Annotated in this window: 14 protein-coding genes; 5 read left to right on the plus strand and 9 right to left on the minus strand. The window is 67.8% G+C overall.

Going from position 1 to position 13,827, the window contains the following annotated elements:
* Nucleotides 1–4: 4 nt before the first annotated feature.
* Together NTY77_13205 and lnt are read right to left on the minus strand one after the other, a co-directional pair.
* A complete protein-coding gene (locus NTY77_13205; GenBank protein MCX5796444.1) occupies nt 5–1,567 on the minus strand; it encodes a phosphoglucomutase in 1,563 nt (520 codons plus the stop codon).
* A complete protein-coding gene (gene lnt / locus NTY77_13210) occupies nt 1,540–4,458 on the minus strand; it encodes an apolipoprotein N-acyltransferase (GenBank protein MCX5796445.1) in 2,919 nt (972 codons plus the stop codon). The genes NTY77_13205 and lnt overlap by 28 nt, the downstream gene beginning before the upstream one ends.
* A gap of 44 nt (nt 4,459–4,502) precedes the next feature.
* Between lnt and NTY77_13215 the strand changes: the two genes are divergently transcribed.
* On the plus strand, nt 4,503–5,345 hold the full coding sequence (locus NTY77_13215) for a hypothetical protein (GenBank protein MCX5796446.1): 843 nt from the start codon (nt 4,503–4,505) through the stop codon (nt 5,343–5,345).
* Nucleotides 5,346–5,441: 96 nt separating this feature from the next.
* Here the strand turns inward: NTY77_13215 and NTY77_13220 are convergent, their stop codons facing one another.
* From NTY77_13220 to NTY77_13230, 3 genes are all read right to left on the minus strand, one after another.
* The gene (locus tag NTY77_13220; GenBank protein ID MCX5796447.1) at nt 5,442–5,600 is read right to left on the minus strand and encodes a hypothetical protein; all 159 of its coding nucleotides are present in this window, start codon (nt 5,598–5,600) and stop codon (nt 5,442–5,444) included.
* A 79-nt stretch (nt 5,601–5,679) separates the two neighbouring features.
* Nucleotides 5,680–6,474, minus strand: coding sequence for a prolipoprotein diacylglyceryl transferase (locus NTY77_13225; protein MCX5796448.1), 795 nt, complete (start codon nt 6,472–6,474; stop codon nt 5,680–5,682).
* Nucleotides 6,471–7,235: a hypothetical protein gene (locus NTY77_13230; protein ID MCX5796449.1), complete on the minus strand. Its 765-nt coding sequence runs from the start codon at nt 7,233–7,235 to the stop codon at nt 6,471–6,473. The genes NTY77_13225 and NTY77_13230 overlap by 4 nt, the downstream gene beginning before the upstream one ends.
* 86 nt (nt 7,236–7,321) lie before the next feature.
* Here NTY77_13230 and NTY77_13235 point away from each other — a divergent pair, with 86 nt between their 5' ends.
* The 4 genes from NTY77_13235 to NTY77_13250 are packed head-to-tail and all read left to right on the plus strand — an operon-like array spanning nt 7,322 to nt 12,317.
* Nucleotides 7,322–7,651 (plus strand): GIY-YIG nuclease family protein, encoded by a 330-nt coding sequence (locus NTY77_13235; protein ID MCX5796450.1) that lies wholly within the window; start codon nt 7,322–7,324, stop codon nt 7,649–7,651.
* Nucleotides 7,651–9,117: a hypothetical protein gene (locus NTY77_13240; GenBank protein MCX5796451.1), complete on the plus strand. Its 1,467-nt coding sequence runs from the start codon at nt 7,651–7,653 to the stop codon at nt 9,115–9,117. The genes NTY77_13235 and NTY77_13240 overlap by 1 nt, the downstream gene beginning before the upstream one ends.
* Nucleotides 9,114–10,061, plus strand: coding sequence for a PorV/PorQ family protein (locus tag NTY77_13245; GenBank protein ID MCX5796452.1), 948 nt, complete (start codon nt 9,114–9,116; stop codon nt 10,059–10,061). Before NTY77_13240 ends, NTY77_13245 begins: the two co-directional genes overlap by 4 nt.
* A gap of 9 nt (nt 10,062–10,070) precedes the next feature.
* Nucleotides 10,071–12,317 (plus strand): PBP1A family penicillin-binding protein, encoded by a 2,247-nt coding sequence (locus tag NTY77_13250; protein MCX5796453.1) that lies wholly within the window; start codon nt 10,071–10,073, stop codon nt 12,315–12,317.
* 41 nt (nt 12,318–12,358) lie between these two features.
* On the opposite strand, the gene NTY77_13255 is transcribed toward NTY77_13250, so the two are convergent.
* The 4 genes from NTY77_13255 to NTY77_13270 form a co-directional block, all read right to left on the minus strand.
* On the minus strand, nt 12,359–12,514 hold the full coding sequence (locus NTY77_13255; protein ID MCX5796454.1) for a hypothetical protein: 156 nt from the start codon (nt 12,512–12,514) through the stop codon (nt 12,359–12,361).
* A gap of 31 nt (nt 12,515–12,545) precedes the next feature.
* Nucleotides 12,546–13,025, minus strand: coding sequence for a hypothetical protein (locus tag NTY77_13260; protein ID MCX5796455.1), 480 nt, complete (start codon nt 13,023–13,025; stop codon nt 12,546–12,548).
* Entirely contained in the window at nt 13,022–13,249 is a 228-nt protein-coding gene (locus tag NTY77_13265) for a hypothetical protein (GenBank protein ID MCX5796456.1), read from the minus strand. The genes NTY77_13260 and NTY77_13265 overlap by 4 nt, the downstream gene beginning before the upstream one ends.
* Before the next feature lie 111 nt (nt 13,250–13,360).
* The gene (locus tag NTY77_13270) at nt 13,361–13,669 is read right to left on the minus strand and encodes a hypothetical protein (GenBank protein ID MCX5796457.1); all 309 of its coding nucleotides are present in this window, start codon (nt 13,667–13,669) and stop codon (nt 13,361–13,363) included.
* Nucleotides 13,670–13,827 lie beyond the last annotated feature (158 nt).

Below are 13,827 nucleotides of genomic sequence, written 5' to 3' on the forward strand. Positions count from 1 at the left end.
GCAGTCAGTTCACCTGCAGTCCGAAGAACTCTCCCCCTTCCTTCAGCAGCCGCTGGAGGTGCTCCGGTCCCTGGAAGCTCTCGCCGTAGAGCTTGGCGATGGGCTCGGTGCCCGAGAGCCGGGCCAACAGCCAGGAGTCCTGCAGGTAGATCTTGACCCCGTCGGTATCGCGCACGCCGGTCACCTTCTGGCCGGCCAGCTCCTTCAAGGAAGCGCAGGAAGCCGCGTTCATGGACTTGATCTTCTGGCGCTGAGCCTCGGAGATGGCCACGTCCACGCGGCGGTAGGCAGGGTCGCCGTAGCGGCTGGTCAGGTCCCGGTAGAGCTCCAGGAGGTCCTTGCCCGTGCGCGCCATGACCTCGGCCAGCAGGAGCACGGCGAGGATGCCGTCCTTCTCCGCGGTCCAGCGGTAGATGGAGAGGCCCGCGCTCTCCTCGCCGGCCAGGATGTAGCGGTCCTGCCGGATGCCCTCCACGTACCACTTGAAGCCCACGTTGACCTCGTCGGCCTTGCGGCCCTTGGCCTGCGCGATGCGGTCCAAGAGATGCGTGGTCCCTATGGTCCGGCCCACGGTGAGGCTGGAGGGCCAGGCGGGCCGGTTGTCGAGGAGGTAGGCCGTGAGGACGCAAAGGGCTTGGTTCGGTGTGAGCAGTCCCGAAGTCTTGGTCGCGACGCCGAAGCGGTCCGCGTCCGGGTCCGAGGCGCCGACGAAGTCGTACTTGCCGGCCCGGGCCAGGTCCAAGAGCGGCTTCATGGGATAGACCGAGGAAGGGTCCATGCGGATCTGGCCGTCGTGGTCGCGCGGGATGAAGCCGAAGGTGGGGTCCACGGTCTTGTCGACCACGCGCAGGTTCTTCAAGCCCAGGTCCCGGCGCAGCGCCTCATAATAAGGAATGGAGGTCCCGCCGAGGGGGTGGATGCCGATGCGCAGGCCGGAGCTCTTGATGACATCCAGGTCCACGACCTCGGCCAGCCTCTTGAGGTAAGGGCCGACGAGGTCCGGGACTTCGAGGAGGCCCTGGGCCTTGGCCTTGGCCAAGGACAGGCGGCGGATGGCCTTGGGGTCGTCGAGGCATCCGTTGGCGTACTTTTCGATGACCGAAGTGAACTCCGCTCCAGCCGGGCCGCCGCTGGCGGGATTGTACTTGAGGCCCATGTCCTGCGGCGGGTTGTGCGAGGCGGTCCCGTTGAGGGAAGCCGCGGCGCGGCCCGCGATGATCTCGAGCGAAAAGACGGGCGTGGGCAGGGGGATGTCCGCCAGGCGCACCGGGAAGCCGTTGCCGGCGAGGACCTCGGCGCAGATCTTGGCCGTCTCGGCGCTCATCAGGCGGGTGTCGCCGCCGAGGAGGATGGGCCCCTTGATGCCCCGCTCCGTGTGGAGCCGGGCCACGGCCTGGGCGATGGCTTCGGCGTGGCGGCGGGAAAAGCCTCCGCCCAGCCGGCCGCGATGGCCGGAGGTCCCGAATTTGACCCGCTCGAGAGGGACGCTGGGCGAGTCGAACTCCCGGGCGAAGTGGTGGACGTTGATGACTTCCGGGCTCAAGCGGCCGGCTTCGGGGTGGGGCATGGTTCCTCCTTGGGACGTCCCTGCGCCCGGTATTCTACTACAAGGAGCGGGAGGGCGGCGCCCAGCAGCAGCAAGACGGCCAGGAGATAGAGCCCTCGCCCCAAGGCGATGTACGGAGTCCTCTCCTCCAGCAAGGCCACCGTCGCCACGATGACGCCTTCCTGGCGCGGGGCGATGCTCTGGAGGATGCGGCCCGCGGGATCCACCACCGCGCTCACGCCGCTGTCGGTGACGCGCAGCAGATAGCGTCCGTTCTCCACGGCGCGCATGGCGGCCAGGAGCAGATGCTGGCCGGGCACCATGGTGTCGTCAGCCCAGGCATCGCTGGCCCGGTCCACGAAGAGGTCGGCGCCCAACCGCACGAAACGCCTGGCGTCCTCGGCCATGAAGTCCTCATAGCAGATGAGCACGCCGAGCCGGGCCCGGCCCGGCAGCTCGAGCAGCTTCTGCCGCCGGCCGCGAGCCAGGGCTCTGGTGTTGGGGCTTATCCGGCGCAGGACCGGCAGGAACCTTCCGCAGGGCATATAGTCCGCGAACGGGGTCAGGGTCCTTTTCTCCACGGCGCCCAACGGCCGCTGGGAGGCCCCGTTGAGCAGGCAGATGGTATGCTCGCCGCCCGGATCGCTGCCGACCCCGCAGGAGAGCAGGGGGATGCGGAAGGGCATACGCGCCCGCAGGGCGTCGGCCAGGGGCGAGCCTTCCAGGCGCGGCTCGGATCCGTCCTGCGGCCCGTACTCCACCGGCCCAGGATAGATGTTCCCCGGCCAGATGAGCAGGTCCAGTCCGCCGGAGCCCGCGGCCGGGCGGCTGAGTCGGGTGTAGGCGGGCAGGTTCTGCGCGGCGATCTCGGCCAGGGGCAGGGGGTAGAGGTTGTCGTGCTCATAAGAGAGCGGGCCTTGGACCATGCCCACGCGCAGGGCGCGGCCTTGCGCGATCCGGACGGCCGTCTGCGCGTCGATCTGGCGCATGCGGCGCCGCCCCCAGGCTTCGTTGGCCGCGAGCAGCGCGGCCGCGCCTGCGGCCAAAGCCAGGCGCCGCCGGAACAAGGCCGGGGCCCGGCCCCAAGACTCGAGACAGAGGAAGACCGCCGCGTTGAAAGCCGCGATGAGCCAAGCCAGCCCGGCCATGCCGAGCACCGACACGATCTGCACGGAGGGCAGATGGAAGAACTGGGTGTTGGCCAACTGCGCGGGGAAGAGCATGGGGACGAGGCCCTCGGCCGCCACCACGGCTGGGATGAAGGCCGCGGCTGTGGCCGCCGCCGGGTCGATGGCGCGGCGCCGCTGCCAGGCTTGCCCCAGCCAGCGGGCCGCCCCGCAGGCCAGGGCGAAGATGAGCCCGTGATAGGCGCACATCGCGGCGAACCAGAACGCCGGCTCCGGCATGGGTATGTTGAGCCAGCGCTGCGTGACCCCCAGCAACCAGGGCACGCCGGCGGCGAACCAGGCGCCGCCGAACAGCCAGCCCCAGAGGAAGCTCCGGCCCGGGGTCTCATCCCGGATGGCCCACAGCAAAGGGACAAAAACGAACCAGGATAGCGCCCCCCACGGTCCCGGCCAACAGCCCGCGCCTAGCGCGCAGCCGGCCAGCACCACGAGGCCCGCGCGTCCCAGCCGCCGGACGCGGGAGGCGCCGCAGGCCTGCGCGTCCGTGACCACCTCGACCTCTCGAGGGCCGTGGATGCGGTAGTGGACGCCTCCCCAGTGGATGTCGCTGCTGCAGGCCGAGCGGAGGTAGGTCAGGACGTAAAGAGCCAGGACCAAAGGTGAGTAGAGCGCGGCCAGCAGCGGGAACCGCCGGTAGGCGGGATTTATCCCGGTGAAGCGCTCGGGCAGGAACCTGCGGAAGGTCCGGAACACGAAGTAGAGGTTGAGGGCGTCCGCGAGCAGGGCGTAGGCCGCCAGCGGCCAGGCCCGCTGCCTGACGGCCCAGGTCAGGATCCAGAGCTTGACCAGGAGCTGGACGGCGCCCAGGCCCCAGAAGCGCAGGTCGTAGACGCGGAAATAGAGCACCCATCTGCTGAGGTTGTCGTAGAGCTGGCGGAAATCGAACGATTCCCGGCATACCGTCATGGCGCGGGTGACGAACCGGATCTGCCGTCCCCAGCCGCGGGCCTTCGCGGCGAGGGCCAGGTCGTTGGTGATGGTCCCCTCCCAGATCCCGCGCACCCCCAACTCCTCGAAATCCTTCCGGCGCATGGCCAAGGACGCCCCGTCCACGCCGTCCATGAGGATGAAGTACGGTATCCCGTAGCCCATCCAGGCCATGCGCAGCAGGTTCCACAGCCCCTTGCGCTCCGGCACGTAAAGGAAGGTGCTGGTGGCCAGCACGACCGCGGGGTCAGCCAGGGGGGCGACCATCTCGCGCGCCCAACTCGTAGTGACCTGCTGGTCCGTGACCGCGAACAACAGGACCTCGGCCTGGGGCCTCGCCCGGTCCAGGGCGTAGAACACGTCCGTGATCCACCCGCTCGAGCGGGTGGGCCGCGCGTTGGAGGCCAGGAGGATGGCCGAGGCGCCGCTGCGCTGCGCCAGGAGCGACTTGAGGCGGACGTAGGCCGGGTCGGATTCTGACGGGGTGACGAAGATGAATTCCAGCGCGCCCGGATAGTCCTGATCCAGGAGGGAACGGATGTCGCTCTCGAAACGCTCCGGGGCCCCCTTGCAGGGGAGCAGGACCGCCAGCGACGGGTGGTGCCGGGCGACCGGGGAGGCGAACTCGCGGCGCATCTTGCGGAAGAACATCAAAGTGGAGGCGAACTGCGCCGCGGCCATCGCCGTGGCCGCGCAGAACAGATCGTAGGCTATGAAGCTCACGTGCACGCAAAGACAATACCAAAAAATCCCCGGACGCGCCGGGATGCGGGGCAGCGCCATGTTGGGCAGCGCCATTGACAGATGCCGGAAGGCCTGCCATAATTAATCGAGGACTGGACATGGAACAATCGCCCTTGCCCCCGCTGCGCGGCCGTCGCGACCGCACCACCGTGACCTTGCTCGCCGTGGTGGGCGGGGTGACCGTCATCATGCTCTTGGCAGCCTATCTCATGATGGGCGGCTTCGAGACGCACGGGGGGCGCATCAATGAAGGGTTCCGCTTCGGGTCCGCCACCACGCCGGCCCAGGCCTCACGGCCGCCGCTGAGCCAGCCGGCCTTGCCGCAGGCCCAACCGGAGCAGCCGGGGTCGACCGGGGACTCCTTGGCCTTCGTGACCAACCAAGAATCCTTCCCCCCGGTCGCGGGAAACGTCCCGGCCAAGAAGGTCGCCGCTCAGGCGATAGACCGCACTCGGGAGAAGCAGTTCCTGGCCCAATACGACGGTCAGATCAAGCAGTACCAGGCCCAGCTCAGCGCCATCGGCTTGCGCTACCGGGAGAAGAGACCTATCGTGAAGGAAGTGGATGAAGACTTCTCCAAGTTGACCCGATACATGGCCGTCAAGCGCCGCTACGAGGCCGATCGCGACCTCTATCAATGGGCCCGGGACACGGCCTCCTTGCCGGAGGTCCGCACCACGATCCGCAAGTACCTATCCCGGCCCGAGGCCTGGAGCGTGGCCGTGGACATGGCGATCGATGCGCTCAAACAGCCGCCGCCGGCGCCGATCTACAAGGAGATCCAGCACTTCATGCTGACCGACTCCGTCATGAGCGACATCACTGACGACGTGATGCGCAGCGCCAAGCCCAACATGCCTAACGCGGTCTCGGCCATGGTGGGCAAGGATGTCACCCCGCTGCAGCAGGTGATGACGGGCCTCAACCTTCAAAATAAGTAGCCGCCCGGAGCGGAGCCCCGCGGCGGCTATGCCAACATGTCCCGCGCACCTCTCCAGCGAGGAGAGGCGCGCGCCTGGATCGTCACCCGCCTTGGTTCAGCCGCAGCATCCGCCCTGCGGTTGTTGGCTGGTGTTGCTGTTGCCGGAATTGCTGGTGTTGGTGTTGCTGTTGGTGCTCTGCGCAGAAACACCGATCAGCCCCATTGCGGCCAAGGACACCATGATGACCATCAGCCTGTATATGCTTGTCTTCATCTCAGCTCTCCAGATATCGTCGAACTGCTAACGAAAGTATAGCCCCGCAATCCCCGGCGCGCAATAGGATAATCAGGGTTTACCGATTTTTTATCTTTCTCCACTGCGCAGCAGCCAGGACCACGCCCGCGCCGGACAAGGAGAGCAGGGCCAGGAGCTGCGCGGTGCTCAGGCCGAAGAAGGTGATGCGCCCCGGGTCGCTGGCCCGCAAGAAGTCCTCCCCGAAGCGCAGCAGGGCGTAGAGCGCGACGCTGAGCAGGAAAGCCGACCCGGGCCTTAGTCCCCCCTTGCGGATGCGCGGCGCCACGACCGAATGGAGCAGAAGGAATATGAGTCCGGCGCCCGCGGCTTCGTAGAGCTGCGTGGGATGAAGAGGGACGCCCAACAGAGTGGCCGGGACTCCGCTCATCCTGTCCTTGAAGACGATGCCCCAAGCCCCTCCCGTGGGCCGGCCGTAGCAGCAGCCGTTGAGCAGACAGCCCAGGCGCATGAGCACGAGACCCAAGACCGCCGCGGCCCCCAGAGCATCCGCCACAGGAGCGCTCGCCAGCTTCCGGCGGCGGCAGAACAGGAACGCCGCGGCGGCCGCGCCCCAGAACACGCCGAAGAAAGAGCCGCCCGCCACGCGCCCGTCCAGCAGCCGTCCCAGATTGGCGGCCAGCCCCCGTCCATAGAGCACGGCGTAGACGCCGACGCTCCCCGCGAACACCCCCAGCATCAGGGCGAATATCAAGCCCCAGAAATCCTCCAACGACAGGCCCAGGGCCGTCCTGCGGGACCGCAGGTAGAGCGTCGCGGCCAGGGCCGCCAGCCAGGCGAAGACGGGCGCGGAATGCAGGTCGTAGCCCAGAAAAGACAGGAGTATCGGCTTCATAAGGACTCCGCCGTCAGCCGGGCCGCCTTCAAAGAAGCGAACACGAGCGCCGAGTCCAGGAACATCCCGTAGAGGATGCCCAGCGCGATGCCCCCTTCCCACCGGCCCTGCAGATAGTAAGCCCAGCAGCCATTGGTCGTACCCCAGAAGTCCGCGCAGAAGACGTAGACCAGCCCGGTCACCAGGACGCTGGCATCGCGAGGGTCCGGCCGGTAGAGCAGCGCGGCCGCGAGCAGGGCGAAGACCGCGGCGCTCGAGAGCCGCGGCGCCGCCGGCAGGACGAACGCCCAGAACACGAGCGCAAAGGCGGCCGCGTAGCCCCAATAGGCGGCGCCGCGCCGGGCCGCGAGCCGGCCGCCGAAACGGGCCTCGAGCGCAACCGCCGCGCGGTCGATGACGAGCGCGCCGAGGATCCAGCCCGGGATGATCCAGAGCGGAGGCGCTTCGCCCGTATAGTAGGCCCAGACCCCAGTCCGCGTACCCCAAGCCTCGACGCACCAGCCCAGGAGCGCGGCGTAGAAGACGATCCACGCGTCGCGCTTCGGCGTGATCCTGGCCGGGACCGTGCGCAGGGTCATGAGCACGATGGAGCCCAGAAGAGCGATCTCCCCGATGACGCGCCAGCGGGCTGGGCCGCCATGCCGGAGCTGGCCCATCGTCACCCGGAACGCCTGGGCGAAAAGGTCCCGGCGCCAGAGCGCGACGGCCGCCAGCAGGGACGCCGCCCCGACCGCGTAGAGGAGCCGCCTGCGGCCGTTCATGTCGTGGGATTGTACAACATCTGGATTCTTGCCAAACTCATCCGATATCGCTAGGATGAGAGGGGATGGAACGCAAGTCTCTCCGCATGATCCGCGGCATCCGGGAGGCTCCGGATGCGGGCCGCGGCTGGTCCGTGTACATGGTGCGCTGCGGCGACGGTTCGCTCTACACCGGCGTGGCCAAAGGGGTGGAGCGGCGCGTGGCCAAGCACAACTCCGGCCGCGGGGCGGCGTACACCCGGACGCGGCGGCCGGTGCGCCTTCTTTACCGGGAAGACGGGCTCACCCGCTCCGAGGCCCTGGTCCGTGAAGCCGGAATCAAGTCCATGCCCAAGCCCAAGAAAGAACTCCTCGTCGGGAGGGGCCGGCGGGGGCGATTGATTTCCAGGAAGAAAAGAGCGACAATAGCCGCTTAATGTTCAAGAGCGTCCTGCTGCTGCTGGCGCTGGCCGCTCCGGCGCAGGCGGCCCCCGTGCTCGTCAAGGAGGACGGAGTCAGGCTCTCCTCAGCCGTACTCTCGGGAGCCGACGCATCGGGCATCACGGCCGCCACCCGGTTCTTCTACGTCCGCGCCAGCACCGCGGTGTTCTCGGCCAAGACCGCCGACGGCGGTCAGAGCTTCACCGACGAACCCGGCGTGCGCCTTTCCACGGTCACCGAACCGCGGGTCAGCATCGGCTCCATCACGGCGGTCTCTGTCCTGCCCTTGGGCGCCGGAGGCTACCGCATGGTCTACACGGCCCTGTCGACAGGCCCGGCCGGGGACCTCTATAACGTCTTCAGCGCCACCTCGGCGGATGGCCTGGCCTGGGCCAACGACACGGGCACCCGCGTCAGCGGCGGCAACGGCGTCTTCCTGGGCTCGCCGTCCTTGATCAATCTGGGCTCCGGCCAATGGCGTCTCTACTATATCCAGGGCTCCGGCGCCCCGTCCACCTACCGCGTCTACTCCGCCCTCTCCACCAACGAGGGGCGCGACTTCGGCGCCGGCAGCAACCCGCTGTACCTGAGCGGCCAGGCCGGGGATGTGGCCGCGATCAAACGCACGGACAACAAGATCCGCCTCTTCTACACGGCGCCGCTGGCGGGCCAGACCACAAACTCCACCCTCTTGAGCGCGCTCTCCTCCGCCGCGGACGGGACCGTATTCCTCCCCGAGCTCGGCGTGCGCCTGGCCACTGATTCGGCGAAAGGTTACCTCAGCTCGCCCTTCGTCCTGCGCTCAACGGACACTTGGCGCTGGAAGCTCTATTACAACTACACGCCTTTCTCCGCCGGAGTCAGCACGGCCGAAGTCTTCTCAGCCTCCACCTATGCGCCGGACCCCGCGGCCATCGACCCCAGCACCGTGCTGCGCACAGCCGGCCCCATGTCCTTCACGATAACCGGGGACAACTTCTCGATCGGCTTGCCCACGCTCCAGCTCAGCCAAGGCGGAGCCAGCATCGCGGGCACGGGGGTGACCCGCACCGACGATCAGACCCTCTCGGCGAGCTTCACGATGACCGGGCAGAATCTGGGTCTCTGGGATCTTACCGTCACCAACGACAACGGCTACACCGGCACTTTGACCAACGCCCTGAAGGTCGACTTCTCCGCCGGCACGGTGCGCCTCACGGACAACCTGATGCGGCCGCGCGACGGCACCCAGACGAGCATCGATGTCATGACCTTCAACGCCGGCCATCTGACCGTCAAGCTCTACACCTTGAACGGCGAGCTGGTCAAGACCATCTACGACGACTACGCTCCCGAAGGCAACAACCACTTCTCCTGGGACGGCAAGACCGGCCTGGGCCACACGGTCGCCAGCGGCGTCTATCTCCTGCGCTCGGTGGGCCAGAAGGTCTCATCCAGCGACAAGATCGTGGTGATCAAGTGAACTTGAGGCCGGCCTTCCTCATCGCGGCCTTGGTCCTGGCCGCCCCCCGCCTCCAGGCGGAGCCGGGGCTGACCGCCGCTTCCACGCTCCAGCGCCCCCTCGCGGCGCGCCCCCTGGGCCTGGGCGAGGCTTTCTCCGCCGTGGATGGAGGGCTGGATTCTCTGGGGTACAACCCCGCCGGCTCGGCCCGCCTGGAGCGCCCGGAGCTGGAGACCAGCTATGTCCGCGGGATCGCCAGCGATGATTTCGGCTTCCTCGGCTATGCGCATCCGCTCCATTTCGCGACCATCACCGGGGGCCTGGTCTACTACAACGCGGGCAACATCGATATCAGCCTTTCCAACGGCACGAAGGAATCGCGCACGGCCCAGCAGGACATGGTCGGGCTCCTGAGCGCGAGCTTCCCCCTGGCCTGGGGCCTCTGCGCCGGCGGCACGGCCAAATTCTACCGCTTCGAACTCGCACAAGAAGCCAAGGCCTCCGGCTTCGCGGGGGACCTGGGAGCCCTCTGGCATTCCCCCCTCTCAGGCCTCAACCTGGGCGCCTCCTTGCAGAACCTCGGTCCGGACGTGAAGTTCGAGCAGGCCGGCGACCCCCTGCCGCTGACCACGCGCTTCGGCGCGGCCTACGATTTCAACCTGGCCAAGTACCACTGGGTCCAGGAGGGCGGCTGGGGGGTCTCCCGCTTCCTGGTGACGGCCGATGGGGTCAAACTGCGCGACCAGAAGAGCCTGCTGCCGGCCGCGGGCCTGGAGATGGGGATGGGACTGGGCGAGGAAGGCTCCGGCGCGCTGCGCTTCGGCTACCTTTTCTCTCGCGACATCAGCAACTTCACGTTCGGCGTGGGCTTCCGGCAGGGCCGCTGGCGGCTGGACTACGCCCTCGGCGTCGGACGCGCGGACGTGACCAGCACCCACCACATCACCGTCGGCGCCAGCTTCTAGTACCCAGCCATGGGGCGCCCCCGCCGCAGAGCCTCTTGGTCCCGGCTCACGGTCCTGTGCGTCTTGGTCCTGGCCGGGGCGGCGGCGGTCCTCTCCTACCGCGCCGAGTCCTTGCTCTCCCGCCTCGTGCTGGGCGGCCTGGGGCAGAGCTTCTCCACCCGGGTCTTCGCCTCCCCGGCAGCCCTGGGCGAGGGTTCGCCGCGCGACCCGCGGCGCTTCATGGCGCGCCTCGACCGCCTGGGCTACCGCCGCGTCCGCGAGCCCCGGGCGCGGGCGCCGGGTCAATACTCCTGGCGGGCGCCGGTCCTTACGGTCTTCCTCCGGGGCTTCTCGGCGCCCCTGCCGGCGCAGGACCCCGGGCTCTTCAGCGCGAGCTTCCCCGAAGGCGGCGGCGCGGCCCGGGTCGTCGACGCCTCGGGCTCGGCCGTGCCCCGGATCCGGATCGAGCCGGAGCTCGCCGCCGAGCTCTCCGGGGCCAAGAAGGTCCGGCGCGAGCCGGCCGCCTCCGAAGACATCCCGCAGGCGCTCAAGGACGCCGTGGTCGCCACCGAGGACAAGCGCTTCTTCAGCCACTGGGGCCTGGACCCACGCGCCCTGCTGCGCTCCGGGCTCAACGACCTCAAGGGCGGCTCCATCCAGGGCGGCAGCACCATCACCCAACAGCTCGCCAAGAACCTGTTCCTCAGCTCCCGCCGCTCTTTGCGCCGCAAGCTCGTGGAGGCCGCCTTCTCCCTGTATCTGGAGGCCCGGCTGAGCAAGGAACGCATACTCGTCCTCTACCTCAACGAGATCTACATGGGCCAGGACGGTCCCGTGGCCGTTGCCGGGATCAAGGCCGCGGCCCGCTTCTATTTCGAGAAGGACCTGCGCCGGCTGAGCCTGGGGGAGTGCGCCCTGCTCGCCGGGATCATCCGCTCCCCCTACCGCTATAATCCCCGCCGCGACCGGCAAGCCGCTCAGGAGCGCCGCGACTTCGTGCTGCGCCGCATGCGCGAGGAAGGCTCCATCAACGACGCGCGCCTGCGCGGCGCCCTGGCCGAGCCCCTGGCCGTGGCCGACCGGCCCTCGCGCGAGCGCCGGGGCCCGTCCTATTTCGTGGCCGAGGTGGTCAGGCAGGCCCTGCCCCGCTACGGTGAGGAGGCCCTCTTCCGGGAAGGTCTGAGCCTCTACACGACCATGGACCCCATGGCGCAGGACGCGGCGGAGGCCGTCGTGCGCCGCGGGCGCGCGCAGGCCGCTCTGGTGGCCCTCGCGCCGGATGACGGCCGCGTGCTGGCCTTGGTCGGCGGCCGGGATTTCGCGGAGAGCCAGTTCAACCGGGCGACCCAGGCCCGCCGCCAGCCCGGCTCGGCTTTCAAGCCTTTCCTCTACGGCGCGGCCCTGGAGAAGGGCTACACCCCGGCCTCGTTGCTCGACGACCGGCCCAAGACCTACCCGGGGGCGGCCGGCCCCTGGCGGCCGCGGAACTACGACGGGGTCTATGCGGGCACGACGACTCTGCGCAGCGCCCTGGCCCATTCCCTCAACGCGGCCGCCTTGGACCTGGCCAACCAACTGGGACCCGCCGCAGCGGCCCAGTTCGCCCGCCGTATGGGCATAGCCAGCCCGCTGGAAGAAAGCCTGGCCCTGGTCCTGGGGACTTCCGAGGTCAGCCTCCTGGAGCTGACCGCGGCCTACGCCCCCTTCGACAACGGAGGCTTCCGGGTGGAGCCGCGCCTCATCGACTCGGTCACCGACGCGCATGGCGACGTCCTGGAGTTCGCCCGCGGCGAGCGGGAGAGCGTGCTGGACCCGGCCCGGGCGTACCTGCTCACCTCATTGCTGGAGAGCGTCACCAAGGAAGGGACGGCGAAGGACCTGCCGCGCCTGGGCTTCTCGCGGCCCTGCGCGGGGAAGACCGGGACCACCGAAGACGGCCGCGACGCCTGGTTCGTGGGCTACACGCCGCAGTTGCTGGCCGGGGTCTGGGTCGGCGACGACCGCAACCGGCCGCTCAAGCTCACCGGAGCCAAGGACGCCTTGCCGGTCTGGGCCAGCTTCATGAAAGCGGCCGCGGAAGGGCCGGCGGCGGCCTTTGCGCAGCCGCAAGGCTTGGTGACCGTGACCATAGACCCGGCTTCCGGCCTGCGCGCCCGGGCGGGATGCCCGCAGCGGCAGGACGAGGTCTTCTTGGCCGGCACGGAGCCGACCGCGGAGTGCCCCCTGCATCCGGGCGGGGTCTGGGGCTGGCTCCGGAAGTGGTTCCGCCGCCGTTAACAACGCACCCGCATCCGGGTGCCCATATAGAAAAAAGCGTTCTAGCGCGCCGGGATGCGCGCGAAAACGGCCCTTCCCCTGGCCGTCAGCGGGTACTGCTGGAGCTTGCTCTTGGGCTGGTCCGGAATGGTGAGCTCGACCAGGCGGGCTTGCATCTGGTTTGCGGCTGCGCAGATGGCGGAGTCAAAACCTTTCATTGGACCCGCCGGAGGCGGGGACGGCTGCCGGTCACTTGCCTTTCTTCTTCAGGGCCTTTTCGATGACGATCCTGTCGGCCTTATCCTTGTCGCGGACCGTCTTCTTCGTCAGCAGCAAGCCCTCCAGATTGACCGTACTGACCGGGATGCCGTCAAGGTCGATGACTTCGCGGTAGGCCTGCAAATCGTCGTAGTTTTTCCCCCCCGCGTTGAACATTAGGTCGACGACGAACGCGTCGGCGAGACGGATCGTCTCTCCCTCGGAGAACCAGGCGGGGTCAAGTTTCTCCGCCGCGCGGTCCGGCAGCAGCAGCAGGGCCGCCTTCAGCTTTTTTCCGGTGTCTGCGTCGGCGCGCAGTAGAAGGTCGATGTCGACCGTCGCGCGGGCATAGCCGTGCGCGTAAAGAGCGTAGCCCCCGATGAGCAGATAATCGATTTTTCGCTCGTTAAGCGAGCGCAGGAGGAGCTTGAGATCCTCGATCGTCGCCGGCCTGCTGTATTGCTCGCTCACGTCTTGCGCTGGGCAAGCTCTGCCATGCGCCGAGCCGAGCAATCCTCATCGAATTGGTCGGCTTCCCCCTGGGTCGAGAAGCGGTGAACGCCTTTGGGAATCCCGGTGAGCCGGCCCGCTGGGAACCTTTGCAGGTCTTCGTTGAAGCGAGCGCCCTCGACGAGGAGTGATGCGGAGGCGGAAAAGGAGAGGGGTCTTGCGGTGCGCCGGCCCACGGTTCTCATGGCTTGGATACCTTCCTCATCCAATTTTAACAGGTATTACGGCCTAATGCCAGGGATGGTAGGCAGGATAAACGGGATTCCATGCAACAGAATGGGCCTTATCGTAAGCGATCATCCAATCCAGGCCCCCGAGGGGGCCTGGATTCGGTTATAATACAAAAACGCCGCCGGAGTGAGCGTCAGAATCGGGTGGGATTCGTCAGGCTGGCAGCGTCGAGGCAGAGCCCAGGCTGGCAGCGTCGAGGCAGAGCCGTGGCTACGCGGAGTGGAAATCATCCGCCGGAGGAACATCGACTGGCCAGCGAACTTGGCCTGTTCATGAGCTTGGCTCAGCCACTGGCGCTCCTGCTCAAGATCTACTGCCATTTTTAACTGGCCCTGCCTCATCGCGGTTTCAATTATTGGTTTCGCGCCTTTCATCAGGTCCCAGGAGCGGCATCGGGCCGGGCTACGTCATAAACGGATTGCCTGCTTACGTGCGCACGTGCCAGCACTCCGATAGCCCAATCATGCTAAAATCTTCTACTCGACTGAATGGTGCCCTTGCGCTTATTCCGGCCTAGTGCTGTGTTTATAGA

Source organism: Elusimicrobiota bacterium (assembly GCA_026388095.1).
Taxonomy (GTDB): Bacteria; Elusimicrobiota; Elusimicrobia; order UBA1565; family UBA9628; genus UBA9628.

Excerpts from the sequence above, each read along its gene's own strand:
- NTY77_13250 (MCX5796453.1), top strand. The coding sequence starts at position 10,071 with ATGGGGCGCCCCCGCCGCAGAGCCTCTTGGTCCCGGCTCACGGTCCTG.
- NTY77_13270 (MCX5796457.1), bottom strand. The coding sequence starts at position 13,669 with ATGAAAGGCGCGAAACCAATAATTGAAACCGCGATGAGGCAGGGCCAG.
- lnt (MCX5796445.1), bottom strand. The coding sequence starts at position 4,458 with ATGGCGCTGCCCAACATGGCGCTGCCCCGCATCCCGGCGCGTCCGGGG.
- NTY77_13225 (MCX5796448.1), bottom strand. The coding sequence starts at position 6,474 with ATGAAGCCGATACTCCTGTCTTTTCTGGGCTACGACCTGCATTCCGCG.
- NTY77_13265 (MCX5796456.1), bottom strand. The coding sequence starts at position 13,249 with ATGAGAACCGTGGGCCGGCGCACCGCAAGACCCCTCTCCTTTTCCGCC.
- NTY77_13215 (MCX5796446.1), top strand. The coding sequence starts at position 4,503 with ATGGAACAATCGCCCTTGCCCCCGCTGCGCGGCCGTCGCGACCGCACC.
- NTY77_13255 (MCX5796454.1), bottom strand. The coding sequence starts at position 12,514 with ATGAAAGGTTTTGACTCCGCCATCTGCGCAGCCGCAAACCAGATGCAA.
- NTY77_13235 (MCX5796450.1), top strand. The coding sequence starts at position 7,322 with ATGATCCGCGGCATCCGGGAGGCTCCGGATGCGGGCCGCGGCTGGTCC.
- NTY77_13240 (MCX5796451.1), top strand. The coding sequence starts at position 7,651 with ATGTTCAAGAGCGTCCTGCTGCTGCTGGCGCTGGCCGCTCCGGCGCAG.
- NTY77_13230 (MCX5796449.1), bottom strand. The coding sequence starts at position 7,235 with ATGAACGGCCGCAGGCGGCTCCTCTACGCGGTCGGGGCGGCGTCCCTG.
- NTY77_13220 (MCX5796447.1), bottom strand. The coding sequence starts at position 5,600 with ATGAAGACAAGCATATACAGGCTGATGGTCATCATGGTGTCCTTGGCC.
- NTY77_13205 (MCX5796444.1), bottom strand. The coding sequence starts at position 1,567 with ATGCCCCACCCCGAAGCCGGCCGCTTGAGCCCGGAAGTCATCAACGTC.